Origin of the sequence: Chryseobacterium echinoideorum, assembly GCF_007474535.1 — a bacterium.
Classification (GTDB): domain Bacteria; phylum Bacteroidota; class Bacteroidia; order Flavobacteriales; family Weeksellaceae; genus Chryseobacterium; species Chryseobacterium echinoideorum.
The window spans coordinates 387,255-411,590 of the sequence record NZ_VKNW01000001.1 but is presented as its reverse complement, the minus strand read 5'-3'; the positions used below and the strand labels follow the sequence as shown (position 1 = coordinate 411,590).

The following is a 24,336-nucleotide window of genomic DNA, read 5'->3' as shown; positions in this document are numbered from 1 at the left end:
CAGAAGATGGAAGAAAAATTGGGCGCCGAATTGTAAACTTCCAGCACCCAACTTCCAGCTTCCGTTCTTATAAAATAAGCATTGCGTCTCCGTAAGAGTAGAATTTATATTTTTCTTTTACGGCCTCTTCATAAGCATGCATGATAAAATCTTTTCCTGCAAACGCAGCAATCATCATAATTAAAGTAGATTTTGGCGTATGGAAATTGGTAATCATTGAATTAGCAATTCCAAAATCGTGTGGAGGATAAATAAATTTATTAGTCCAACCCTGGAATGCAGATATTTTTTTATTTGAAGAAACAGAAGTTTCAATAGCTCTCATTGTTGTAGTTCCTACAGCGCAGACTCTTCTGTTTTCCTGTACAGCCCTGTTAATGATTTCAGCATTTTTCTCATCAATAATTACTTCTTCAGATTCCATTTTGTGTTTAGAAAGATCTTCCACCTCAATCGGATTAAATGTTCCCAACCCAACGTGAAGAGTAATTTCAGCAAAATCAACTCCTTTTATTTCCAGTCTCTTCATCAAATGTTTAGAGAAATGCAGACCTGCAGTCGGTGCTGCTACAGCTCCTTCAATTTTTGCATAAATAGTCTGATATCTTTCTGCATCTTCCGGCTCAACTTCTCTTTTGATGTATTTAGGAAGCGGAGTTTCTCCCAACTCTTTCAACTTAGCTCTGAATTCTTCGTAAGAGCCATCAAATAAAAATCTTAAAGTTCTTCCTCTTGAAGTCGTATTATCAATTACCTCAGCTACCAAAGATTCATCTTCGGTAAAGAATAGTTTGTTTCCAATTCTGATTTTTCTCGCCGGATCTACCAAAACGTCCCAAACACGAGTCTCTTTATCTAATTCTCTTAAAAGAAAAACTTCAATCTTTGCTCCAGTCTTTTCTTTGTTTCCGTAAAGACGGGCAGGAAAAACTTTGGTATTATTGAAAATGAACAAATCTTTTTCATCGAAATAATCAACTACATCTTTAAAAAGTTTATGCTCAATGGTTTCTGTTTTTCTGTTTAGAACCATTAATCTGGCTTCATCTCTGTGCTCTGAAGGGTGTTCTGCCAATAATTCGGCAGGAAGGTCGAAATTAAAATCGGATGTCTTCATTTTTTAAATTACGGTTTAAAAATTATGTAAAATTACAGACTGTAATTTTTGGAGGTGCAAATATACGATATTTTGAAGGGGTTTGTCAAGTTTTTGTTTTTGAAGAATAAATGGGGTTTTAAACAAATTCTAATATCCTCTTCCATTCTTCTAATTTTTTTTCAAAAGAAATTGTGTGCAGCGGACTTGTTGACGGAAGTAAATAAAACGGGATGATAGAATCTTTACCAAGCATTTTTTGCAAATTTTTGTAAGATTTGCCTCCGTTACAGAATATTGCTTGAATATTAGGATATTCTTGAAGAAGTTCTGGGATCTGATTGGCTTCCTCGTTCTTAATTTCAGAATCTAAGCTCCCTTTTCTCTCGCAGGAATCTATGACATCCCATAGTGCAATGTGATGTTTCTTTAAAACATTAATTTTTTCAGTATAACCTTCTGTAAACTCTTCATTAAATAATTCGAAAATAATTTTCCAGAATTTGTTTTGAGGATGACCGTAGTATTGCTGTTTTTCTAAAGATTTCACACCGGGAATTGATCCTAGAATTAAAATTTTAGAATCAGCGTTTATAATTGGAGGAAATGATGAGATCCGGTTTTGCATAAATCAAATGAGTATTGTATTGTATAAACAAAAAACGGACTAAAAAGCCCGTTTCTTTCAATTTATTACATCTATTGACACCATCCCGTCAAAAATTTTCCTGAAATTTTTGCCACCAGTGCCTCAATATTATTAATTGATTTTTTGTTTCGGCGAATCTCGTCCCTCAATTTCCAAAGGAGGGGAATTCAGGATGTGAGATTAAAACTTACAATGTTTCTTTCAGCCAGCCAAAAAATTCTCTTTGCCAAACCAAACCGTTTTGAGGATGCAGAACCCAATGGTTTTCGTTAGGGAAATACACAAATTTAGATTTTAAACCCTTCAGTTTTGCTGCCTGAAAAGCTTCCTGCCCCTGTTCATATCCGACTCTGAAATCAATTCCACCCTGAATAATCATAATTGGCTTATTCCATTTATCTACGAAGTTACTTGGGTTAAATTCTGTGTAAGCTTTGGAGAGCGGTTTTTCCCAAGGTGAACCCAAATCCCAGTTGGCAAACCAAAGCTCTTCCGTCGTTAAATACCATGATTTCATATCAAATAACCCATCATGAGCGATGAATGTTTTAAATCTGTTGTTATGAATTCCCGCCAACATAAATACGCTGTAACCACCATAACTCGCTCCTACTGCCGCTACTCTGTCTCCGTCAACATACGGTAAAGTTTTCGCAAAATCCGTTGCTGCCAAATAATCTCTCATTGGTTGTCCGCCCCAGTCTCTGGAGATTTCTTCATTCCATTTTGTTCCCCAACCCGGCATTCCTCTTCTGTTGGGAGCAACAATAATGTAGCCGTTTGCCGCCATTAAAGAAAAATTCCATCTTGTGCTGAAGAACTGTGTTAATGCAGATTGAGGCCCGCCCTGACAATAAACAAGCGTTGGATATTTTTTATTCGGATCAAAATTCGGAGGATAGTGAAACCACACTCCCATTTCTTTTCCGTCGGAAGTTTTTACCATTTTAAGCTCAGATTTTCCCTGAGCTAGTTTTGCGTAAGTATCTCCGTTTGCATCGGTAATCTGCTTCAATTCTCCGTTTTTTAGATTTACGGAATAAATTTCTGAAGCATGATTGATGTCTGTTTTTGAAACCAGCAAAGAAGTTTTCTGGTCAGCAAAAATTTCATTGATGTCAAAATTACCTTTTGTAATCTGCTGAATTTTTGAATTTTTAGGCTCTAAAGAAAATAGTTGTTTAGTACCTCTAAAAGCCGCCGTAAAATAAATTGATTTAGAATCTCCGCTCCAGAATACGTCGCCGGTAACACTCTCATCCCAATTTTTTGTGAGATTTGAAGTTTTACCAGATTTCCAGTCCATCAGTTTGATATCATTTTTATCTGCTTCGTAACCTTCTCTTTCCATACTTTGCCATACCAAAGACTTCCCATCCGGACTAAACTTTGGATTAACATCATATCCTTTATTAGATTCAGTTAAGTTTTTAGTGGTTCCTGAAGCTAAATCGTAAGCAAAAATATCGGTGTTTGTGCTTATTGAGTACTCTTTGCCGCTTTTTGGTTTTGTAACATATAAAAGCTGTGAAGAATCCGGGCTAAAAATAAAATCTTCTGCTCCCCCAAAAGGTCTTTGCGGAGAATCCCACATTTTACCTTCCAGTAAATCTTTTGCCGAATCTACATTAGCAGAAACATCAACCACGAAAACATGATTGTATTTTCCTTCATTAAAATAATCCCAGTGTCTGTGATTCAAATCGGTATAAACTTGTGCTGTGGTTTTTGGAGTATCAGGATATTTGTCTTTTCCCATTACTTTTTCCACCAGAACCTGTTTGCTGAAAGCTATTTTCTTTCCGTCCGGAGAAATAACAATATTATCAGCTTCACCAATGGTATAAAACTCGGTCCATGTTTTTCCGTTATCTTTTGAAAGAAAAATCATCTCTCCTTCCTGAGCGTAAAGCCCGTTTCTATCCCACTGAATCAAAGATTTTTTTCCTAAATTGATTTTCGCCGACTGATGATTAAGAATATTAAAAAAATAATTTTCGTTTTTATTTTTTTCTGTTTTCAAATCGGTTTGTCCGATTTTATAGATAAGCGAAGAATGATCCGGAGAAACTGCCTGAACTCCAACTTTTTTTAAAGTCCAAAGAATCTCGGGTGTCATTACCTGTTGTGCATTCATTACGAAAGGAACTGCTAAAGCCAGCAGACTGTGCTTCAATTTCATATTACATACATTTTTAATACAATTTGAATTTAAAAATTCAAAGATTGCCAAAGTTAATATTTAAAACAAAATTGAGCGAATTTTTAACACATAAGTTTTAACCACAAAAAATCCCTGCAATTGTAGACTGCAGGGAATATTATTTTTCACGAATTTGTTTAGATATAATTTTCAACTAAAAACTAACCAAGCAAAAAAATATCACGAAGTTCTCCATGGTGGAATTCAATACCGTCTTTCGCTAATAAACTGTTAGGCAATATTATTTATTTTTATAACATTCGATTTGTAATTGTATTTAAAATCATCTCTAAGAATTAAATATCCTTTATAATACTCTTGTAAAACTCTATTTCCTCCTACATTTAGGTAATCTTGATTAATACCATTGTAAAATTCAAAGAAATTTTTAATGTCTTTCGCTGAATGTATTACTTCTTCTTCTAAAAGAATCTCAATTGTAATTAATTCCATTTTACTTTTTGAAACTTTCTCTAATTTTTCTCTCTCAAAAATATTTATTAAAACGTCAAAAACTTCCGGTTCTTCAATTACAATAGAATCATAATAATCTTCGCAATTATATTTAATTTTAAATTCGTTTTTTTTAATGTGGTTAATTGAAATTAGGTTTATATCATTAAATATTTTTAATACATCGTAATCGAAACTGACTTGATGAAAATATTTTTCCGAAATTACTTTAATTGCTTTTTTAGTCTCTGTTTGTAGCATTTTTATATAAATTTCATCCTCATGTTCCGGCGCTTGGTGAAAGTGGGTAAAACGAAGCCGAAACTTTCAATTAAAATACAAATTTCTATCGAATCACAAAATGCGAACTAATAGCTTTCTGTCCACTATTGCGAACCCCTTGTTAACAGAAGTACTATTATTTTTTTTCAAAACATTGTGAACCAATCGCACCACCACCATATTCAAGAACAGTGTTATCCTTGTAAAAAATGTATTCACAATTATTGTTATATTCTATTTTTTCTTTCTCGTTAAGAGGCTTGTCGAAAATTTTATACGAATACTTTCCCATTCCGCTTCTTGCAAAACCTATTGTTGTAATTTTTCCATTCTGTATTGAAATACAATTTGCTTCTTTTAGAAGTTTCTTAATTTTATCAAGAGTTTGATTTGTCCATCCAATTGATTTAATTACTTTTTCGAGTTCATTAGAATTTGGTTTCAAATTCCAATTTTGAGATATGACTTTTAAGCCGTCAGTTCTCTGAATATCATCTGTGTTTTCTTTTTCAGTTTTGTCTTTTAATTTGTAGATTTTGATACTTATTTCTTCTGTAACAGTAAAAATTTTGCTTTCTGGTTCAAATTCAATATCCACTATGTAATTTTTAGGAACGAGTTTTTGATATTCGGTTTTCAACCTTTGAATTTCTGCTTTTCTTTGTTCAAAATTTTCTATTAGTTCATTTTTACTGCTTTCAGGCATTGAAATCATAAACAGCAAAAATTCCTTTTCTTGTTCATTTCCACTTTTGTATGTTTTAGTGAAATCTTCACGCATTTCGACAGGTAGTTTTAGAACAGTAGTATTGAACAAAGAATCTTTGTCAATACTTTCTCTAAATTTTATATTTTGAGCGTTTAGATTTATTGCCGAATAAAGTAAAGTTAAAATTAGTGTGATTTGTTTCATAGTATTTCTGCTAATATCCAATTTACGCATTGCGTCAATCTAATTTATATAACATTCGCAAATACAATTTACACTTTCAATGTCATATTACGGATTTAACCATAAGAAAAATTCAAAGCCCTTTGATCTTTAAGCGAAGGGAGCTTTAATTTATATTACCCAAATGCTCTTTTCAGAAGACTCTCCACTTTCGGCTCGCTTCCTCTGAAGTTTTTATACAATTCCATCGGATCTTTGGTTCCGCCGGAGGAAAGAAGAGTCTTATATCTCGCAGCAATTTCAGGATTGAAAATTCCGTTTTCCTTGAAATACTGGAAAGCATCTGCATCCAGAACTTCCGCCCATTTGTAAGAATAATATCCTGCTGAATATCCTCCCTGAAAAATATGCGAAAAGCTCGGGCTCATCGCAGTTTCAGGATTCGCAGAATACAATTGCGTTGCTTTGGTATAATCATCCTCAAACTCTTTCACACTCTTATTCTCCAGCTCTGCAGCTTTGGTGTGATAATTCATGTCCAGTAATCCGAAACCAATCTGTCTCAAGGTCTGATATCCTTCCATAAAGTTTTTTGACTGCTCGATTTTTTCGATTTTTTCGTCTGGTAAAATTTCCCCTGTTTTATAATGTCTGGCAAAAGTTTTCAGGAATTCAGGTTCATAGCAGAAGTTTTCCAGAAATTGAGAAGGCAATTCCACAAAATCCCATTTCACAGAAGTTCCGGAAAGCGTAGGATATTGTGTATTTGCCAGAATTCCGTGAAGAGCATGACCAAATTCATGGAATAAAGTCGTCACTTCCTGAAAAGTCAGTAAACTAGGAGTATCTTTTGTCGGTTTGCTGAAATTACAAACAATAGAGATATGTGGACGTGAATTTCCGCCGTCTTTTTGATACTGGTTTTTGTAGCTCGTCATCCAAGCTCCGGCTCTTTTGCCTTTTCTCGGGAAATAATCTACGTAAAGCAGAGCTTTGTAGCTGGTTGATGACTGTTGATTGTCAGTCTGAGCGGAGTCGAAGACTTCTTTCACCTCATATACTTTTACCTCATCATGATATTTTGGAATGTCATTTCTTTCTTCAAATGTTAATCCGAAGAGTTGTTTTGCCAATCCAAAAACAGCATCCTGAACCTGATTCAACGGAAAGTACGGCTTTAATTCCTCATCATTAAGATCATATTTTGCTTTACGAAGTTTTTCGGCATAAAAAGCATGGTCATAGCCTTGCATTTCTTCAATTCCATCGGCTTTTGCTAAAGATTTTAATTCTTCAATTTCTTTTTCTGCATAAGGTTTTGCTTTGGTTAAAAGTTCGTTCAGAAAATCAATAACTTTTGTTGGTGATTTTGCCATTCTTTCCTCCAAAACGTAATCTGCGTAGTTTTTATAGCCTAATAATTCTGCTTTTTGCTGTTTTAAATTCAACAGTTCTTTAATCAGATCCTGATTATCAAATTCACCGCCATCAAAAGATTTTTTACCGTTTGCCAATGCAATTTCCTTTCTCAATTCACGGTTTTCAGCATACGTCATAAACGGAATGTAGCTTGGATATTGCAAAGTAACTACCCAGCCTTCCAGATTTCTTTCTTTCGCTTCTTCTGCAAATTGTTCAAGAATAGCTTCCGGAATTCCTGATAAATCCTCTTTGTTGGTGATATGTTTAAAATAATTATTGGTGGAAGCCAGAACATTCTTCCCAAACTTTAGTGACTTTAAAGACAAATCCATATTGATTCTCTTTAATTTTTCTTTGTTTTCGTCATTTAACAAAGCGCCGCTTCTCACAAAACCTTTGTACGTTTCATTCAAAAGCATTTTCTGCTCTTCGTTGAGGTTGTATTTTTCCTTTTCGTCATACACTTTTTTAATTTTATTAAAAAGGGCTTCGTTTTGAGAAATTTTTGAAGAATACTCTGTTAAGATTGGTGACACCTCCTGAGCAATCTGTTGTATCTCATCACTTGTTTCTGCCGAATTCAAATTGAAAAATATATTGGAAACCACATCAAGCTGCTCTCCTGAGTATGCCAAAGCTTCGATTACGTTTTCAAAAGTCGGTTCCTCAGGATTGCTTATGATACCATCAATCTCTTCTTCCGATTTCTGAATCAATTCCTTAAAAGCAGGAAGATAATCTTCATTTCTGATCTGATCAAAAGGAGCTGCGTAATATGGTGTGGTAAATTTTTCTGTTAAAATATTCATTGATGTATTTTTAATTGCTGTAAATTTAATTTATGTAATAAAACTCTTAATGCTCAAAAATGATTCCTCAACATCAAGGTATGACAAAAATACTTAATTGTTAATTTTTCTTGTCATAAGAAAAGATTAAATTTTTTCTTAATGTCTAATTTTGATTTTAAATAAAAAGAAATGTCTCAAAATAAAAAAACGATCCAAAAGTACATGGATGCCTTTCAGGAAATCAATCACGAGCAGATTTTAAGCTGTCTTACCGAAGATGTCATTTGGGAAATGCCCGGAGTTTATCTGCATTATGGTAAAAATGAATTTGATAAAGAAATAGAAAATGAAAATTTTACCGGAAAACCCAAAATTACTGTTTTCAGAATGACAGAAGAAAACAATGTCGTAATTACGGAGGGAAATGTAATTGCTAGTTTCAAAAACGGTGACATTTTGAATGCCGATTTTTGTGATGTTTTTGAAATGGAAAACGGACTGATTAAAAAACTGGTTTCTTACTTAATGCCAAAAAATAAAACTTAAATAATAAAAACATGAAGACAATTTTAAAATTTATCGGAATTATAATTCTTCTATTAATTGTTTATGCGATCATTGCAATGCTGGCTTTCGGCAAAATTTATCATTATGAAAAATCGACGACTATTAATGCACCCAAAGAAAAAGTATGGCAGCAGATCAGTTCCATGAGGGCATTCAATCATTGGAATCCGTGGATGAAGCTGGATCCGAATATGAAAATTGTGTATTCGGGAAATGAAGGACAAATTGGGGATAGATACTGTTGGGATAGTAAAAATGATGACGCAGGAGCAGGTTGTCAGGAAATAAAAGAGTTGGTTGAAAATCAAAAGCAGAAAACAGAAATGATTTTCCAAAGACCTTTTGCGGGACAGGCAACTTCAGAAATTATGTTGTCTTCCGAGGGAAACGGAACGAAAGTAACTTGGACAATGGATACAGAACAGGAAACCTGGATGAAAATAATGAGACCGATGATGGATTACCAAATGGGAAAATCTTACGGTGAAGGTTTGCAGAAATTGAAGCAGGTTTCTGAGAAATAACATCAAAGAAACTTTTGATTATCACATTTTTTTTGTTAAGATATCTGAATAAGATAATTAAAATTTATAATTTTTAGTTAAACTTTTAGCGTGTGACAGCATAAAATATATCTTTGAACAAAAATTAAATAATGAGGAAACAATATCTTTTGTTTATGGCATCTTTTCTTTGTTTTTTGTTTGTATCATGTGCATCAAAATTTGGAAAACAGACCAATAAAAATTATATGGAGGGTAATCAAAGTGATATAGATAAAAATGTTCAGCAGCTTGAAAAAAGGCAGAAAGCTGACGAGAAAAAAATTGATGTCTTTGATTATGAGCAGAACAGACCAAAATAAAAATTTTAAAACCGTTTCTTTAGAGGAGCGGTTTTTTGATTTCATTATTTAAAAAAATATTATCTTTATGTAAAGATTACGATACATGGAGAAGACCGTATTTGAGAAAAATAACATAAGGAATTATGTGAAAAACGTCATTGCCGAAAAAATAGAAAAACTTAAAAATTTTATAGAATTTACTCAGGAAGCAAGTCGCGATATTAAAAAAACTCCGAAATACGACAGCATGCGCGAAGAGATGCAGGAAGAGATTTATCAGATGCAGCGTCAGTTAGGAGCTTTAAATGATCTTAAAAGAAATATGGCTAAAGTTCTGAACAATTCCACAGAAAGAGTTCAGTTGGGATCTTTGGTGATTACCAATAAAGCAAGGTTTTATATTTCTGTTTCTTTAGGAGAGTTTTTCTTTGAAGGAGACAGGTTTTATGCGATTTCTTCCGAAAGTCCGATGGCAAAGAAAATGATGGGAATGAAATCCGGTGACGAATTTACCTTAAATAAAATCCATCAGAAAATTATTGAGGTTTTGTAAAGTAAATTTTTAATAAACTTCAATATCTAACATTCTAACTTTAGCATTTTCGCTATTTTTGTTAAATGAATAAAGCAGAAGTTTTAAAAGAAATCATAGAGCAAAGAAGAAGCATTTTTCCGAAAGATTACTCAGATACAGCCATTTCAAAGGAAATTCTCGATGAGATTTTATATTCAGCAACATTAGCTCCCAATCATAAGCGTACCAAACCCTGGCGTTTCAAAATATTCCAGGGAGAAGAAAAAGCAAAACTTGCTTTGGAAATGCAGTCGATTTATAAAATAACGCAGCCCGAACAGCTTTTTTTAGAAAAAAAATACAATGACATAGGCTTTAAAATTAATAAAGCTGATGCCATTGTTTCCATCGTTGTCAATTTCAGCGGAATGGTTCCGGAATGGGAAGAGATTGCCGCTGTTTCCATGGCAGTTCAGAATATGTATCTTACCTGTACAGTCCATCAAGTCGGATGCTATTGGAGTTCGCCAAAGCTCGTTGACCACTTGAAAGAATCTTTAATAATTGAAGAAAACCAAAAATGTCTTGGGCTTTTCTATATGGGAAACTTAGATTAATTCATCTCAACACATAATATTTTGTGACAAATCATCTTAAAAATATTAAATTTGCCAACCAAAAGTAAACAGCTGAAAATTACTAGCTAAAAGCCCTAACTATGACTTCACAAGAAATAAGACAGCAATTTTTAGATTTTTTCAAGAGCAAGGAACACCTGATCGTTCCTTCTGCGCCCATCGTGCTGAAAGATGATCCTACACTGATGTTTTCAAATTCGGGAATGACGCAATTTAAAGATTATTTTTTAGGATATAAAGAGCCTAAAGCCTCAAGAATTGCCGATACGCAGAAATGTCTGAGAGTTTCCGGAAAGCATAATGATCTGGATGATGTGGGTCGTGATACTTACCACCATACCATGTTTGAGATGTTGGGGAACTGGTCTTTTGGTGATTATTTCAAAAAAGAAGCGATTGACTGGGCTTGGGAATTATTGACGGAAGTTTATAAAATTCCGAAGGAAAACCTTTATGTCACCATCTTTGAAGGAGACGAAAAAGAGAAGCTGGAGCGTGATCATGAAGCCTATAATTTCTGGAAAGCACACATTTCTGAAGACAGAATTATTAACGGAAATAAGAAGGATAATTTCTGGGAAATGGGCGCAAGCGGACCTTGTGGACCCTGCTCAGAAATCCATGTTGATCTGAGAAGTGAGGAAGAAAAAGCGAAAATTTCAGGACTTGAATTGGTGAATAATGATCACCCTCAGGTTGTAGAAATATGGAATCTCGTTTTTATGCAGTTCAACAGAAAAGCAGACGGTTCGCTGGAGAATCTTCCTGCAAAACACATCGATACCGGAATGGGATTTGAGCGTCTTTGTATGGCGTTACAACAGAAAGAATCCAATTACGATACGGATGTTTTTACCCCTTTGATTGCTAAAGTTGAGGAACTTTCAGGAAAAAAATATACCGGAATTTTAACCGATGAAAAAGACATTGCCATTCGTGTTGTCGTTGACCATATCAGAGCTGTTTCTTTTGCGATTGCAGACGGGCAGTTGCCTTCTAACGGAGGAGCAGGTTACGTGATCAGAAGAATTTTAAGAAGAGGAATTTCTTACGCTTATAGGTTCTTAGACAGAAAGGAACCTTTCCTTTATCAATTGGTGGCTGTTCTTCAGGAACAAATGGGCAAATTTTTCCCTGAATTGGAAAAGCAGGGAACTTTGGTTACGGAAGTGATTAAAAGTGAGGAGGAATCGTTTCTAAGAACCATTGAAACTGGTTTAATCAGAGTGGAGAAACTGATTCAGCAGACCATTGCTGATGGTAAAAAAGTATTGCCAACCGAAGAAGTTTTCGAATTGTATGATACGTATGGTTTTCCCGATGATTTAACGAGAATTATTGCTGAGGAAAAAGGTTTAACGATTGATGAAGCTGGATTTGAGCAGGCTTTGAACGAACAAAAACAACGTTCAAAAGCAGATTCGGCTCAGAAAGTCTACGACTGGGTAACTTTGGAAGAAAAACCGGAAAACTTTGTGGGTTACGACAAAACGGAGTCTGAAACCTATATCACACGATACAGAAAAGTTGAAAATAAAGACGGAGAATTTTATCAGGTCGTGCTGAGTGAGTCGCCTTTTTATCCTGAAGGTGGTGGACAAATCGGTGATAAAGGCGTTCTTGAAAATGCAGTTGAAAGCTTTGAGGTTTTGGAAACCAAAAAGGAAAACGGATTGATTATTTCTTTAATCAACGGACTTCCGAAAGATGCAGGTGCTGTTTTTTATGCTAAAGTCAATGCAGCTGAAAGAAAAAATTCTCAGTCAAACCATTCAGTAACGCATTTATTACACGAAGCTTTGAGAGACGTTTTAGGAACTCACGTGGAACAGAAAGGTTCTTATGTCGGACCGGATTATCTTCGTTTCGACTTCTCCCATTTCAGCAAAATGACGGAGGAAGAATTGAAGCTGGTTGAAGATAAAGTGAATGCGAAAATCAAGGAAAGTATTGCGTTGCAGGAGTTCAGAAATATCCCAATTCAGGAAGCTTTGGACAGAGGCGCAATGGCTTTGTTTGGCGAAAAATACGGCGACAATGTAAGAATGATTCAGTTCGGAACTTCAATGGAATTGTGCGGAGGAACGCACGTAAAAAATACCAGTGAAATTGGTCATTTCAAAATTGTTTCAGAAAGTTCTGCAGCAGCCGGAATCCGAAGAATTGAAGCCATTTCAGGAGACAAATCCGCTGAATATTTCAAAAACTTAGAAAAACAGATCACCGAGCTTTCTCAGTTATTAAAATCTAAAGAAATTATTAAATCTATCGAGAAATTGATCGAAGAAAACACTTCATTAAAATCTGAAGTAGAAGCCTTCAAAAAAGAGAAAGCAAAAGGCGAAATCGGCGACTGGAAAAATGCTTACGAACAGAAAGGTGACAAACAGCTTCTGGTAAAGAAAACCTCTTTGGATGCCGCTTCGGTAAAAGATATTGTCTTCCAGCTGAAAAGAGAGATCCCGACTTCGGTTACCGTTATTCTTTCTGATGCAGACGGAAAACCGATGATTACGGTGGGCGTTTCCGATGATTTGGCTGCGAATTACCAAGCCGGAACGATTGTAAAAGATTTAGCCAAAGAAATACAAGGCGGTGGCGGCGGAAATCCGGGCTTCGCAACGGCAGGCGGAAAAAATCTTGAGGGTCTGGAAAATGCGTATCAGAAAGCGTTGACTTTGTAGGAGAAGTTGGTAAGAAATTTATATATAATCCCTTTCAGTTTTTGGAAGGGATTTTTGTTCGCAATTATCAAATAGTAATATTGTTTTTGAATCTTTTTACAAATACTTCATAGAAGCTCTCCAATCCAAATTTTGCAAACCCTTGTTATTATTTAAAATAATTCCATTTGTCCGCTTTTATTTAGGTTCATTTCGTTTATAAAATCAGACCATAAGTCTAGATTTGCTTTGAGTTTGTAAGTTTCGTTTACATAATTTAGGTTTTTTTGTAATGCAGATTTCTCAATAGTTTGGGCCAATTTTAAAAGGTCAATACGCATTAGAACTTCTTTGGTAAAAGTTCTTTTTGCATCCGTAAAAGTTATAGATTGCAGAAATTGCCTTGTCTTTTCATAGTTTAAAAGGATCAGGGAATAAATAGCAAACTCCAACTTGTCAAAACCTAACATATAGCAGGTGTCATCAAGCATTACGGGTTTCTCATTCTGTGGTAAAACAAGTGTGAAATGAAATGTTTTATAAAGTCCAGAAATAGCAATTTTGTAAGGTTTAAACGAATAATCACCAACACCAAAAATGGAAAAAGGCGGTTTGTTATTATAAATACTCGATTTTCTCGCATTAAAAAAATGCTGATGCTTGCTTAAATAATGATAAGTTTTCGGGAAATCGTATTTTATGTAATTGGTTTCTTGCCCAACTTTTTTCTGCGTAATAATCGTGTGTTTTCTCGTTTCTTTTATTATTGTATTTTTTAAGTCTGAACTTTTTAAAATACCATAAATCAAATCATGTTCTAATTTAATTTCTTCTTTTAGCCCGTTTACAAAATGTCCATTAACTTTGTCTAATTCCATAATGGAAGAACAATCGTGTTTTATGCCTTGTCGCCACTCAAACTGACATTTTCCGTCAATTTGTTCAGCATTGGTATAGGTTTCAATGTTTGACACAAATTTATCAGACAACCAACCAAAATTCAGTTTCTTTTTTGAATTATTGTAAAAATCGAACTCAGCACAGTTTAAAGACGGACTAGAATTTAATTTGCAATGAAATAAAGATGCTTCAACAGAAACATTAAACTCTTTTTTACTGTCAATACAATGTTTCTCAATTTCAGATATCTTATATTTTTTTGAAAATTGGTCAAAGACAATATTTTTAATAACTGTGCTTTTAACCAACAAAGCAATATTTCCTTTATGATGTTGAAAGCTTTCAATCATCATCAAAGTAATGTATTCTGCAATGTCAAAATTACCTTTTCCTGTTATTGCATCTAATCCATTGTGGTTTTTGAAATTCGTTTTTTTAGGTAGATTAGATGAATTTAAACTCCCTAATTTTGAATTTGTTACCCAAGGTGGATTACCAATAACTAAAATCTCTTTTGTGCCATTTTCTTTGGCAATAGTTTTAAAATTAAAGTCAAAAACGCTACTGTGAATGATTAAAATTTCGGGCTTGTTTTCGGTTGGGCTATTTAGGTAAAAATCAATGATATTGAATTTACTTTCCCAAACATAAGGTTTGTAAATCTCAATACCAAAAGCTTTTTTAACACTATCGAAATGTTTCAATGAAGCAACAATAAAATTGCCTTTTCCACAAGTTGGCTCAATGACAATTTCTGGCGAAACATTTTTTGTTGTCAGATGAAGAGCAACTTTATCCGCTAAATCTGTATTGGTTTGAAAGTCGCCATATTCGCCTCTGTCAGGTTCTGAAACAATATTTTGAGAAATTGAAATAGTTTCTTTGAGTATTTGCAAATCTTCCTCATTATCAAAAAAATTTATAAGGCCGAAGGCTTTATAAATTTTTTGATTAGCCTTTTCAATAGTCACAACATTTTTAAGATTATCATTTAAATAATCCGAAACTTCATGAGTGATATTTGCTTCAAATACTTTCATCATTGTGGTTTATTGTAACTTATAATTTTTTCAATTCCTTGAATATCGTCTGCCAAGGCAACAATTCGTTGATATTGTAGTCGCCATTGTAAAGCATTAGAAATTGTCAAATACCCTTGTTCGGGTGGTGTTTGTAAAATCTGTTCAGCAACTTTTGCTAATGTAATTTCATCCGTAGGAATATTTTTATCTTGCAAATAAGCCATAATATCAGCTTCATTTGCACCATCTTTTACCATTTCACGTAATCGGAAAGTTGTTGTATAATCCGCTGTACGCTCTTTATGTACAAATGAGCAACTTACAAAATTTAAAATTGCCGTTTGTGTTGTAGGGTCGTCTGTTTTGTCGTAAACAAAAACAAGAAGATTGTAACCAAGTCCAAAAATTTTTTGTTTAGCATCTTTGAAAGGGCAAGATGATTGCGGTTGTTTTATAGAAGTGACTTTTATGTCTGTTTGAATGTCGTCTGAAGGCAAGTCTATTCCTCTCGCAGAAGAACCAACTAAAACTTCGTACTTTTCATTTAAGTGTGATTGAAATTTATGTTCAATAAGTGTTCCTACTGCTTTTCCGTCTGTTACACCATAAAGTTCTTTGTGCTGGAATTTAGATTGTTCCACACAAAATAATTGAGCTTCCTCTATTAATTTTTCTATCGTTAATTTCTCTTTTTGTTCCATCCTGTAAATTTACAATTTTGATTTTCTAAAAAACAAAATTATAAATTTATTTACTCAAGCTAATGCTTGCTTATATAAAAGAAAAATCTCCACAAACCCTTAAAATCTCTTAAATAAAATTTAATTTATCAATCATTCGGGAATTGAATAATGCAAAAATAAACGGTATTCAATTGATAGACAGTAGATTTTATATTTAACAAAAGTTTATATTTTATGTTGCGGTTTGTAAGTTTCTATTTGATAGTTTTGTCTCATTAATAAAAACTATATGACAAAACTTTTATCTCCATTATTTTTATTGTTGGGTATAGTAATCTTTGGTCAGAGTAAGATTAAAGTAATCAGCAAAAATGATAAAAAGCCGGTAGAAAATGCAGCCGTTTATTGTGATGATGAGCTTCTGGGCAAAACCAATTACGAAGGTATTATGAACTTTAAAACCAAATGCAAAAAGGTTGAAATTTTAGCCAATAATTTTGAAGACGCAACAGCCGATGTAAAAAAGAACATAGAAGTGATGCTCAAACCTTCGTCTGAAAAGATGAGCAATATCGACAAAATTATCATTGCTGATAAAAGCGATCCCAAAGCACTGAAAATTCTGGACGAATTCAATAAAAGAGAAAAAGAAAATTCTCCCAAATCATTAGATTCTTATCAGTTTAAATCGTACACCAAATTTTCTATTGATGTAGATAAAGATTCTGTAGATATTTTTAAAAATTTCCTTGTCAGCCGAAAAGATTCCCTTTCAAAAGTTGAAAAGAAGCAGGAGTTTAAAAAGAAAAATGAAGAAAAAGATTCTTTGATCGGGGAAGATTTTCTGAATGCGGCTAAAGACAGTCAGATGTTTTTATGGGAAAAAGCGACCGAATATAAATATTCTCAAAAGTTTGGTGATAAAACGAATATCATAGACAACAGGATGTCAGGGTTTAAAAATCCGATCTATGAAGCTTTGGCAATCAATATTTCTAATCTCAACAGAACGCCGAGACAGCTGAGACCCGAAAACAGAAAGCTGTTTAATTTTTATGTCACAGACACGATCCAGATTGACGGACGAGATACTTTCGTGATCAAATTCAAAGAAATTACCGACAAAAAAAGGCAGAACCCGAGAAAATTTAACGGGAAAATCTATATTGACACTCAGACTTTTGCGCTCAAAAAATTTGAAAGCACCAGTAAGAAAATCAATGAGGGAAATATCGTTTCAGTATGGAAACCGATTAACAACAAATGGTTTCTTGCGTATGAAGATATGAAAGTAAAAATGGGTGACCAGACTTTTAATATTTCCAAAAAAGACAGCGTAAAAACCGATACTTTAAAGAAAGGTCAGTATCTAAGCGACAGAAAAAAATACCATCAAAAGACATTCGGAAATTATCTTTACGTCAAAAACCGGTTTTTTGATTACGAAATTAATCCCGAGCAAAAAGCTTCCGAATTTAAAGGATATTCGCTGGAAATGAAAAATTCTGACGGCAGTCTTTTGCAGCAATACAGAACCGACAGTCTTACCGCAAGAGAATCCGCAACCTATACCAACATAGATCATTTTGTAGAAAAACATGAGTTTGAGAAAAAGTTAGGATTTTTAACTCAGCTGGTGCGCGGAAATCTCCGCTATAAAATGATTGATTTTGATCTGACTAAACTTTTCAGCTACGATAAATATCAAGGGCTGCGTTTGGGGGCAGGAGTAAAACTAAATGAGAAATTCAGCAAAACATTTTCTCCGGACGGATATTTCGGATACGGGTTTAAAGATCACCGTTGGAAATACGGTTTGGGGCTTGATGTAAAACTCTCCCAGAAAAGAACTTCGGTTTTCAGAATAGATTATTTGGATGATGTTTTTGCAGCAGGCAGATTCAGCAATACTATGTGGGATATGATGATGAAACTTTCGGATGTCAATCTGGATCTTCACAACGCCAATTTTTACAGAAACCAGAAATGGGGAGCGTCTTATCTGTATGATATTTCCAATTCACTCAGTATGAGAATTGGGGTGAATAAAGAAAAACAGAAAGCGTTATTTGATTATCAGTACAGAGATTTAGGCAACAGTTTCGACAATGTAAGCACTACCCTATCTTTCAAGTATTCTCCGAATGATAAAAACATCATGACGCCAAGCGGAAAATATACGTATGAAAAAAGATTTCCGCAGTTTTATGTAAATTTTGAAAAAGGATATAATGCTTTAGGCGGCGATCTGGATTATCAGAAAATTGATGCGTTAATCGTTCATCAGTTCAGGACTAAATTAGGATATACCAACCTTAAACTTTTCGGAGGAATTTCTTCAGGAACAGCTCCGATCTGGAAAAACTTTGAAATTGCGGGACAAACCGAAAGAGGTTTAGATCATTGGTATTCAAGCATCAGTACCCCATCCAATTTAGGATTTGCCACCATGCCTTCAGGAACTTTCTTTGCCGATAAATTTGTAGCGTTTAAAGTTTCCCAATATCTTCCTTTCAGATTCAGAACATTAGGAAAAAGATATTCTAATATTGAACTGGAATATCAGTCGGCTATCGGAGATTTCAAAAACAGAGGCGATCATCAGTTCGATTTTATACCGCTGGATCACTACTATCAGGAAGTGGGACTGATTTGGAACCGGTTTTTAGGAAGAAATTTCGGAGTGGGCTTTTCGTACCGTTTGGGACATTATCAGACATCAGAATTTAAAGAGAATTTTGGAGTGAAACTACGTTTTAATGTTCTTAACTAAATAATAAAAGACAGAGACTCAGGTTTCTGTCTTTTGTTATATGTGCTTTTCGGAGGATTCAATTGAATGTTGAAATGAAGACAGATAAAGTTTATTCTTGTTTAACATCAGGAAAACTGTAAAAACTAAATTAATGATATTTAACAGGATCTTAGTTTTATTTAAACTTTTATGACAATATAAATATCATTACTTTTGACAAGCATTATTGTATGAAAAAGAACATCTCTGTCATATTTCTGTTAATTTTTATTTTTGGTTATTCGCAATCAAAAATCAGCGTTTTCAATGAAGATGATTATACTCCGATTGCCGATGCAGAGATTTTTTGTAATCATACAGTCTTAGGTAAAACAGATACTAATGGATTTTTGGAGTTTAAGACAAAATGCAGAGATATACAAATCAAAGCCAACGGTTTTTACACAGAAAATATTGCCGTAGAAAAATCAATAAGTGTTTCTCTGATCAGAAATTCATCCAAAATTACGGCAATAGAAACCGTGATACTTCATGATAAAAGCGATCCTGAAGCGCTGGAAATTTTACGAAAAGTAGAAAAGCTTTTCAAGAGTAATTCTCCCGAAAGCTTAGAATCTTATGCCTATAAATCTTACGAAAAATTATCTTTCGATATAGATCAGGACAGTATCGCAGCCTACAGAAATATATTCAGCAGAAATCTCAGTTTTTTCAGAAAAAATAAAAACGGCGATTCTATCAGTGATTTGTCATCAAAGAAAATTCTTTCCCAAAGCAAACTTTTCCTCTGGGAAAGAGCTCAAGAATTTATTTATTCAAAAGAATATGGCGAAAAGATCAATATTCTGGATAATAAAATTTCAGGTCTGAAACAGCCCATTTACGAGCTGATCGCATTGCAAAGCAACAGGAATAAGATTCCGGAACAGATCAAACAGGAAAACCGTGGTTTGTACCGCTTTTTTCTCACAGACAGCATTCAGATTGACGGACGGAAAAATCTGGTGATCAGATTCAGAGAAGCCAATTACAAGAAGCCGATGAAAGGGAGGAAATTCAGCGGAGCTATTTATATAGATGCAGAAACTTTCGGAATAAGAAAAATTGAAAGCACCAGTAAAGAAAAAAATGAAGGTTATATTACCAGCAGCTGGACGTACTTCAATGGAAAATGGTTTTTGGCAGAAGAAAATGTAAAACTCAGGCTCAGCCGTTTGAAACTGGGGCAGGAATACACCAATAACGAAGAAAACAAAGAAGAGAAGAGGAATTTCGGAACGTATGCATTTCTGAGTTCAAAGTATTTCGATTACACTTCTCCTATTGAAGAAAATCCTTTAGATTTTAAAGGATATACTTTTTCTGTGAAAAATACTTCAGGTCATACCTTGCATCTTTACCGCCAGGAACCACTTTCTCTGAGAGAAGAGAATACGTATACAACCATCGACAGTTTAGGAAAAATATATAATATCGACAGAAAAGCCCGCGTTTTGACCGGTTTAATCAACGGTCAGGTTCGTGTAGGAAGCTTTGATTTTGATATTGGTGAAATAGTAAATTACAATTTATCCGAAGGTTTCAGAGTAGGTTTGAAGGGTAAGCTTAATGAAAATTTTAACCCTTATTTTTCCCCGGACTATTATTTTGCCTATGGCTTCAAAGATGACCGATGGAAGTACGGAATTGGTCTTGATATGAAAGCTTCGCTGGAAAAAAATAACTTTTTCAGGATTGAGTATTATGATGATGTCAATTCTTCAGGTGAATTTTACCGCAGACTTTGGACATTCAGAATGAGGATGATGAATTACGGAAACAATATCAATAATGATAAATTTTATCGTTATAAAGGGGTTTCTTTATCTTATCTGAATGATATTAATAATGGTTTGACATTGGCTTTTGCTGCCCGAAGAAATTTTGAAGCGGCTCAGTTTGACTATGATTTCAGAGGAAGAGGTAATGCTTTTGAAAATTTCAATACACTGGTTACTCTTAAATATTCTCCCAACTCCACCAATATTATGACACCACAGGGAAAATCTTTAATTGACCAGAATTATCCCGAGTTGTATTTTAATTATGAGCAAAGCATAAATGTTTTGGGTGGAGATTTCAATTATACTCGTTTTGATGCCCTTTTTGCCCACAATTTCAAAACCAGGCTGGGAAAAACGGGATTGCGGCTATATGGAGGCGCAGTTTTTGGTGAAGCACCTATATGGAAGCATTTTACGATGAACGGATTGGCTTCTCCGAGCCGTGATATTAATTTTAATCTTACCTCGTACTTAGGTTTTGCAACATTAGAAGGCGGGAAATTTTATAATGACCGTTTTATTGCCTATTATCTGACCCACAAAATTCCATGGTATTTTAAAAGTATAGGGCAGAATGTATCCAGTTTTGATTTTGTGATCCGCGGAACCATTGGTGACATGAAACATCCGGAATATCATGATTTCAGATTCAGAAAGCTGGATCATCTTTATCAGGAAGTAGGTCTGGAATGGAGTAATTTTTTATCTTCGTACTTCAACCTCGGTTTTTTTTACCGGGTGGGATATTATACAACCAATAATTTTAAACAGAACTTTGCTGTGCAGTTTAAATTGAAACTTCTGGAGTTTTAAAATTCTCCTCTCGTGGAGGGGTGGCAAAAATTCTAAGAATTTTTAACGGGGTGGTTATAAAATAAATCTATAAATTAAAATTAAATCATGAAAAAAATAGAAATAAAAGCCGAACAGTTTTTTGAATTACTAAGACTTAAAGATACTTCAATGTGGTCTGTATTTGCTCAAATGATTGATGGCGAAGAAAAAGAAATCATTTTTCTGGATGCCGAGGATAAAATTCTTTTCAATTATATACTTCCAGCAAATGCAGAAAAACTGGAAGAAGACAGAAAAGAGTTTTCTAAACAGTTTGCCGATAAGATGGCACGTTTCAACTAGTTGTTGGCAATTCCTGATAAAACCAGTATCATTTGCGGCACTTTTTTTGTGAGAAGAAACCTTTGTAAGTGTGATATTTATGCTTATTAAAACTGGTTTCTATGAAAAACATTTTTACAATCTTATTTTCGTTATTATTCAGTGTCGTTTTTTCGCAGTCTAAAATTGTGGTAAAAAGTTCAATAGATGAGAATGTGGTGTCAGGAGCAGTGGTGAAATGTAATGATCAATGGATTGGGAAAACCGATCAGTCTGGAATTTTAATTTTCAAAACAAAATGTAAGAAAGTAGAAGTTTCTGCACCCGGGTTTTATCAGGACGATGTAGTGGTAGATAAGGTGATGGAAGTTTTTATGACCAGAACCGATGTAAAAACCCGAGAAATTCAGACAGTGGTTCTTCAGGACAAAAGTGATCCGAGAGCATTGGAAATTCTAAGGAAAATTAATGATAATTATAAAGAAAATTCCCCGCAAAGTTTAGATTCATACTCTTATAAATCGTATGAGAAAATATCTCTGGATTTTGACGAAGACAGCATCAAGGCATACAGTAATTATATTGCCAACCGGATAGATTCGTTAAAAAAGCTACCTCAGCAACCCATGAAAAAGCAGGAAGAAAAAGATTCTCTGCAATCGGTCGGTCTGATGAAACTGATGGGCGAAAGTAAAATGTTTCTTTGGGAAAGAGCTCTGGAAAATTTATATTCAAAAAAATACGGCGAAAAAACCATTGTTTTGGATAACAAGATTGCCGGTCTGAAAGAACCGATCTATGAATTAATGGCTTTTCGTTCCAACAGAAATCATATTCCGAAAGAAATAAAAGAAGAAAACAGAAATCTTTACCGCTATTATCTTACAGATTCTATTGAGATTGACGGTCGTGAAAATTATGTGATCCGTTTCCGTGAAGTCAATTATAAACAGCCGATGAATAAAAGAAAATTCAATGGCTACCTATATGTGGATAAAGATACGTATGCACTTAAAAAAATTGAAAGCAACAGTAAAATTAAAAGTGAAGGAAGCATCACCAGTATCTGGAAACCCATCAATAATAAATGGTTTCTGGTAAAAGAAAATTACAAAATTAAATTAGGTGCGGCTTCGTTTGCCAATACCGAAGAGTCCGAAAATAAGACAAAAGAAGAAAAGGAAGCTGAAAAACAGACCAGAAGCCAGTTTGGAACGTATGCTTTTGTAACGGCAGATTATTTTGATTTTAAAACTCCTATCGAAGAGAAAGCTCAGGATTTCAAAGGCTATTCTATGGAAGTCGAAAGCTCCGATGGGAATATTATCAATCAATATAGAACAGAAACTTTAACCAAAAGAGAAGAGACAACATACCTGAAAATCGACAGTCTGAGCAGCAGATACAAACTTGATCAGAAAGCCAAAGCATTAACAGGATTGCTGAAGGGGAAAATCAGACTGGGAATGGTAGATTTTGATCTTGCAAAAATTATCGGGTATAACAAATATGAGCATTTCCGTTTGGGTGCAGGCTTGAAGCTGAACGAAAAATTCAGCAGATATATTTCTCCGGATGCTTATTTTGCTTACGGTATTTATGACAAAAAATTTAAGTTCGGAGCAGGAGTTGATATCCGCACTACCACTGAAAAAAATTCTTTTTTTCGTGCAGAATATTTCAATGATGTAATGGCTGCGGGACGTTTCTCAGAAAATTTGTGGAATTTCAGAATGAGAATCATGAATTCCGGTGTTGCCCTGAATAACGGAATATTTCACGGCTATGAAGGCTTTAAACTAAGCTATGAAAATGATCTTACCAACGGATTGACCCTGAATATCGCCGCCAGAAAAGCGAAAGAAGAGGCTAAGTTTGATTATAATTATAAAGGTTTGGGAAATGAATTTAATGTTACATCATCTATTATCACCCTGAAATATTCTCCCAATTCAAAAAATATCATGACTCCCAATGGTAAATATACTTATGAGCAAAATCTTCCTGAGTTTTATTTTAATTATGAGCAGGGATTCAGATCATTAGAAGGAGATTTTAATTTCAGCAGGCTAGATGCGCTTTTTGTACACAATTTTAAAACCAAATTAGGAACTACAGGATTGCGGGCTTATGGAGGAATTGTGTTTGGAGATGCGCCGTTATGGAAAAATTTTACAATGAACGGATTAGGAAAAGCCAACAGCTCATTCAATTTCAATCTGACTTCCTATCTTGGTTTTGCCACAATGGAAGGCGGTAAATATTACAATGATAAGTTTGTGGGGGCTTATCTCACTCACAGATTACCTTGGTACTTTAAAAGTTTTGGCAAAAATGTTTCAAGTTTCGATTTTATCTATCGCGGAACTATAGGAGATATGAAAAATCCTGAATTTCATCAATTTGACTTTAAAAAACTAGATCATCTTTACAATGAAGTGGGACTTGAGTGGAATAATTTTCTGTCAACACAGTTCAATCTTGGTTTTTTCTACAGAGTAGGACATTACAACACAGCCAAATTTAAAGATAATTTTGCCATTCAGTTTAAACTGAAGTTACTGGGCTTTTAATTGACAGCAATAAATTTAGACATTAGTTTTGACATTTCTTTTTATAACATATTGTTGTATAAATTTTACTAATTTTGTTGTGTTTTCTATATACTATATTTAATAAATATACCATAAGTTTGTAATGTTTAACAAAATAAAATTCATTTGATGAAAAAAACAAAAACAAACTAAAGTATTTATTTACTACAGGAACAGTATGCTTATTAAGTTTTTTAATTAATTGTAGTAATGATGAAACTGTAACAGATAATATAGTTTCAAAAAATGAAATTGTTCACAATTCTTCGCTTAATAAAAGGCAAGTAGCAAAAGATGATTTTTCGAGAATCAATGAAAGCACAAAACTTTTATCAAAAACTATTATTAATCTAGGTGTCAAAGAAATTGAAAAAAATGGAAACTATTTCTATTTAAAAACTTTTCGAACTTTTAAAATACAAGATA

Annotated in this window: 18 protein-coding genes; 10 read left to right on the top strand and 8 right to left on the bottom strand. The window is 34.0% G+C overall.

Annotated features, from left to right (window positions below; genetic code table 11):
- Positions 1 to 67 precede the first annotated feature (67 nt).
- From queA to FOL89_RS01630, 6 genes are all read right to left on the bottom strand, one after another.
- Positions 68 to 1,117, bottom strand: a complete 1,050-nt coding sequence (gene queA, locus FOL89_RS01655) for a tRNA preQ1(34) S-adenosylmethionine ribosyltransferase-isomerase QueA (RefSeq protein WP_144281106.1) — start codon at positions 1,115 to 1,117, stop codon at positions 68 to 70.
- Positions 1,118 to 1,235: 118 nt separating this feature from the next.
- A complete protein-coding gene (locus FOL89_RS01650) occupies positions 1,236 to 1,724 on the bottom strand; it encodes a DNA-deoxyinosine glycosylase (RefSeq protein WP_144281105.1) in 489 nt (162 codons plus the stop codon).
- A 208-nt stretch (positions 1,725 to 1,932) separates the two neighbouring features.
- The gene (locus FOL89_RS01645) at positions 1,933 to 3,927 is read right to left on the bottom strand and encodes a S9 family peptidase (protein WP_144281104.1); all 1,995 of its coding nucleotides are present in this window, start codon (positions 3,925 to 3,927) and stop codon (positions 1,933 to 1,935) included.
- Between the two features lie 252 nt (positions 3,928 to 4,179).
- Positions 4,180 to 4,662, bottom strand: a complete 483-nt coding sequence (locus tag FOL89_RS01640; protein WP_144281103.1) for a hypothetical protein — start codon at positions 4,660 to 4,662, stop codon at positions 4,180 to 4,182.
- A gap of 157 nt (positions 4,663 to 4,819) precedes the next feature.
- Positions 4,820 to 5,596, bottom strand: a complete 777-nt coding sequence (locus FOL89_RS01635) for a hypothetical protein (RefSeq protein ID WP_144281102.1) — start codon at positions 5,594 to 5,596, stop codon at positions 4,820 to 4,822.
- Between the two features lie 155 nt (positions 5,597 to 5,751).
- Entirely contained in the window at positions 5,752 to 7,806 is a 2,055-nt protein-coding gene (locus FOL89_RS01630) for a M3 family metallopeptidase (RefSeq protein ID WP_144281101.1), read from the bottom strand.
- 171 nt (positions 7,807 to 7,977) lie between these two features.
- On the opposite strand from FOL89_RS01630, the gene FOL89_RS01625 reads away from it, so the two are divergent.
- The 6 genes from FOL89_RS01625 (at position 7,978) to alaS (ending at position 13,038) form a co-directional block, all read left to right on the top strand.
- Positions 7,978 to 8,334: a nuclear transport factor 2 family protein gene (locus FOL89_RS01625; protein WP_144281100.1), complete on the top strand. Its 357-nt coding sequence runs from the start codon at positions 7,978 to 7,980 to the stop codon at positions 8,332 to 8,334.
- Between the two features lie 11 nt (positions 8,335 to 8,345).
- Complete coding sequence (locus FOL89_RS01620; RefSeq protein WP_228444842.1) at positions 8,346 to 8,879, top strand: SRPBCC family protein; 534 nt, start codon at positions 8,346 to 8,348, stop codon at positions 8,877 to 8,879.
- 131 nt (positions 8,880 to 9,010) lie between these two features.
- Entirely contained in the window at positions 9,011 to 9,220 is a 210-nt protein-coding gene (locus FOL89_RS01615) for a hypothetical protein (RefSeq protein WP_144281099.1), read from the top strand.
- 85 nt (positions 9,221 to 9,305) lie between these two features.
- A complete protein-coding gene (locus FOL89_RS01610; protein WP_144281098.1) occupies positions 9,306 to 9,755 on the top strand; it encodes a GreA/GreB family elongation factor in 450 nt (149 codons plus the stop codon).
- 65 nt (positions 9,756 to 9,820) lie between these two features.
- On the top strand, positions 9,821 to 10,333 hold the full coding sequence (locus FOL89_RS01605) for a nitroreductase family protein (RefSeq protein WP_144281097.1): 513 nt from the start codon (positions 9,821 to 9,823) through the stop codon (positions 10,331 to 10,333).
- 101 nt (positions 10,334 to 10,434) lie between these two features.
- Positions 10,435 to 13,038 (top strand): alanine--tRNA ligase, encoded by a 2,604-nt coding sequence (gene alaS, locus FOL89_RS01600; RefSeq protein WP_144281096.1) that lies wholly within the window; start codon positions 10,435 to 10,437, stop codon positions 13,036 to 13,038.
- Positions 13,039 to 13,190: 152 nt separating this feature from the next.
- On the opposite strand, the gene FOL89_RS01595 is transcribed toward alaS, so the two are convergent.
- On the bottom strand, positions 13,191 to 14,960 hold the full coding sequence (locus FOL89_RS01595) for a hypothetical protein (RefSeq protein ID WP_144281095.1): 1,770 nt from the start codon (positions 14,958 to 14,960) through the stop codon (positions 13,191 to 13,193).
- Complete coding sequence (locus tag FOL89_RS01590; protein WP_144281094.1) at positions 14,957 to 15,640, bottom strand: type II restriction-modification system restriction endonuclease; 684 nt, start codon at positions 15,638 to 15,640, stop codon at positions 14,957 to 14,959. Before FOL89_RS01590 ends, FOL89_RS01595 begins: the two co-directional genes overlap by 4 nt.
- A 271-nt stretch (positions 15,641 to 15,911) precedes the next feature.
- On the opposite strand from FOL89_RS01590, the gene FOL89_RS01585 reads away from it, so the two are divergent.
- The 4 genes from FOL89_RS01585 to FOL89_RS01570 all read left to right on the top strand — a co-directional run bounded on the left by FOL89_RS01585 (position 15,912) and on the right by FOL89_RS01570 (position 23,889).
- The gene (locus FOL89_RS01585; RefSeq protein ID WP_144281093.1) at positions 15,912 to 18,395 is read left to right on the top strand and encodes a DUF5686 family protein; all 2,484 of its coding nucleotides are present in this window, start codon (positions 15,912 to 15,914) and stop codon (positions 18,393 to 18,395) included.
- A gap of 212 nt (positions 18,396 to 18,607) precedes the next feature.
- Positions 18,608 to 21,013, top strand: a complete 2,406-nt coding sequence (locus FOL89_RS01580) for a hypothetical protein (RefSeq protein WP_144281092.1) — start codon at positions 18,608 to 18,610, stop codon at positions 21,011 to 21,013.
- Positions 21,014 to 21,100: 87 nt separating this feature from the next.
- Positions 21,101 to 21,337, top strand: coding sequence for a hypothetical protein (locus FOL89_RS01575; protein ID WP_144281091.1), 237 nt, complete (start codon positions 21,101 to 21,103; stop codon positions 21,335 to 21,337).
- Between the two features lie 101 nt (positions 21,338 to 21,438).
- Entirely contained in the window at positions 21,439 to 23,889 is a 2,451-nt protein-coding gene (locus FOL89_RS01570) for a DUF5686 family protein (protein ID WP_144281090.1), read from the top strand.
- Positions 23,890 to 24,336 lie beyond the last annotated feature (447 nt).

Coding starts and splice junctions, on each gene's coding strand:
- queA (WP_144281106.1), bottom strand. CDS start 1,117: ATGAAGACATCCGATTTTAATTTCGACCTTCCTGCCGAATTATTGGCA.
- FOL89_RS01650 (WP_144281105.1), bottom strand. CDS start 1,724: ATGCAAAACCGGATCTCATCATTTCCTCCAATTATAAACGCTGATTCT.
- FOL89_RS01645 (WP_144281104.1), bottom strand. CDS start 3,927: ATGAAATTGAAGCACAGTCTGCTGGCTTTAGCAGTTCCTTTCGTAATG.
- FOL89_RS01640 (WP_144281103.1), bottom strand. CDS start 4,662: ATGCTACAAACAGAGACTAAAAAAGCAATTAAAGTAATTTCGGAAAAA.
- FOL89_RS01635 (WP_144281102.1), bottom strand. CDS start 5,596: ATGAAACAAATCACACTAATTTTAACTTTACTTTATTCGGCAATAAAT.
- FOL89_RS01630 (WP_144281101.1), bottom strand. CDS start 7,806: ATGAATATTTTAACAGAAAAATTTACCACACCATATTACGCAGCTCCT.
- FOL89_RS01625 (WP_144281100.1), top strand. CDS start 7,978: ATGTCTCAAAATAAAAAAACGATCCAAAAGTACATGGATGCCTTTCAG.
- FOL89_RS01620 (WP_228444842.1), top strand. CDS start 8,346: ATGAAGACAATTTTAAAATTTATCGGAATTATAATTCTTCTATTAATT.
- FOL89_RS01615 (WP_144281099.1), top strand. CDS start 9,011: ATGAGGAAACAATATCTTTTGTTTATGGCATCTTTTCTTTGTTTTTTG.
- FOL89_RS01610 (WP_144281098.1), top strand. CDS start 9,306: ATGGAGAAGACCGTATTTGAGAAAAATAACATAAGGAATTATGTGAAA.
- FOL89_RS01605 (WP_144281097.1), top strand. CDS start 9,821: ATGAATAAAGCAGAAGTTTTAAAAGAAATCATAGAGCAAAGAAGAAGC.
- alaS (WP_144281096.1), top strand. CDS start 10,435: ATGACTTCACAAGAAATAAGACAGCAATTTTTAGATTTTTTCAAGAGC.
- FOL89_RS01595 (WP_144281095.1), bottom strand. CDS start 14,960: ATGATGAAAGTATTTGAAGCAAATATCACTCATGAAGTTTCGGATTAT.
- FOL89_RS01590 (WP_144281094.1), bottom strand. CDS start 15,640: ATGGAACAAAAAGAGAAATTAACGATAGAAAAATTAATAGAGGAAGCT.
- FOL89_RS01585 (WP_144281093.1), top strand. CDS start 15,912: ATGACAAAACTTTTATCTCCATTATTTTTATTGTTGGGTATAGTAATC.
- FOL89_RS01580 (WP_144281092.1), top strand. CDS start 18,608: ATGAAAAAGAACATCTCTGTCATATTTCTGTTAATTTTTATTTTTGGT.
- FOL89_RS01575 (WP_144281091.1), top strand. CDS start 21,101: ATGAAAAAAATAGAAATAAAAGCCGAACAGTTTTTTGAATTACTAAGA.
- FOL89_RS01570 (WP_144281090.1), top strand. CDS start 21,439: ATGAAAAACATTTTTACAATCTTATTTTCGTTATTATTCAGTGTCGTT.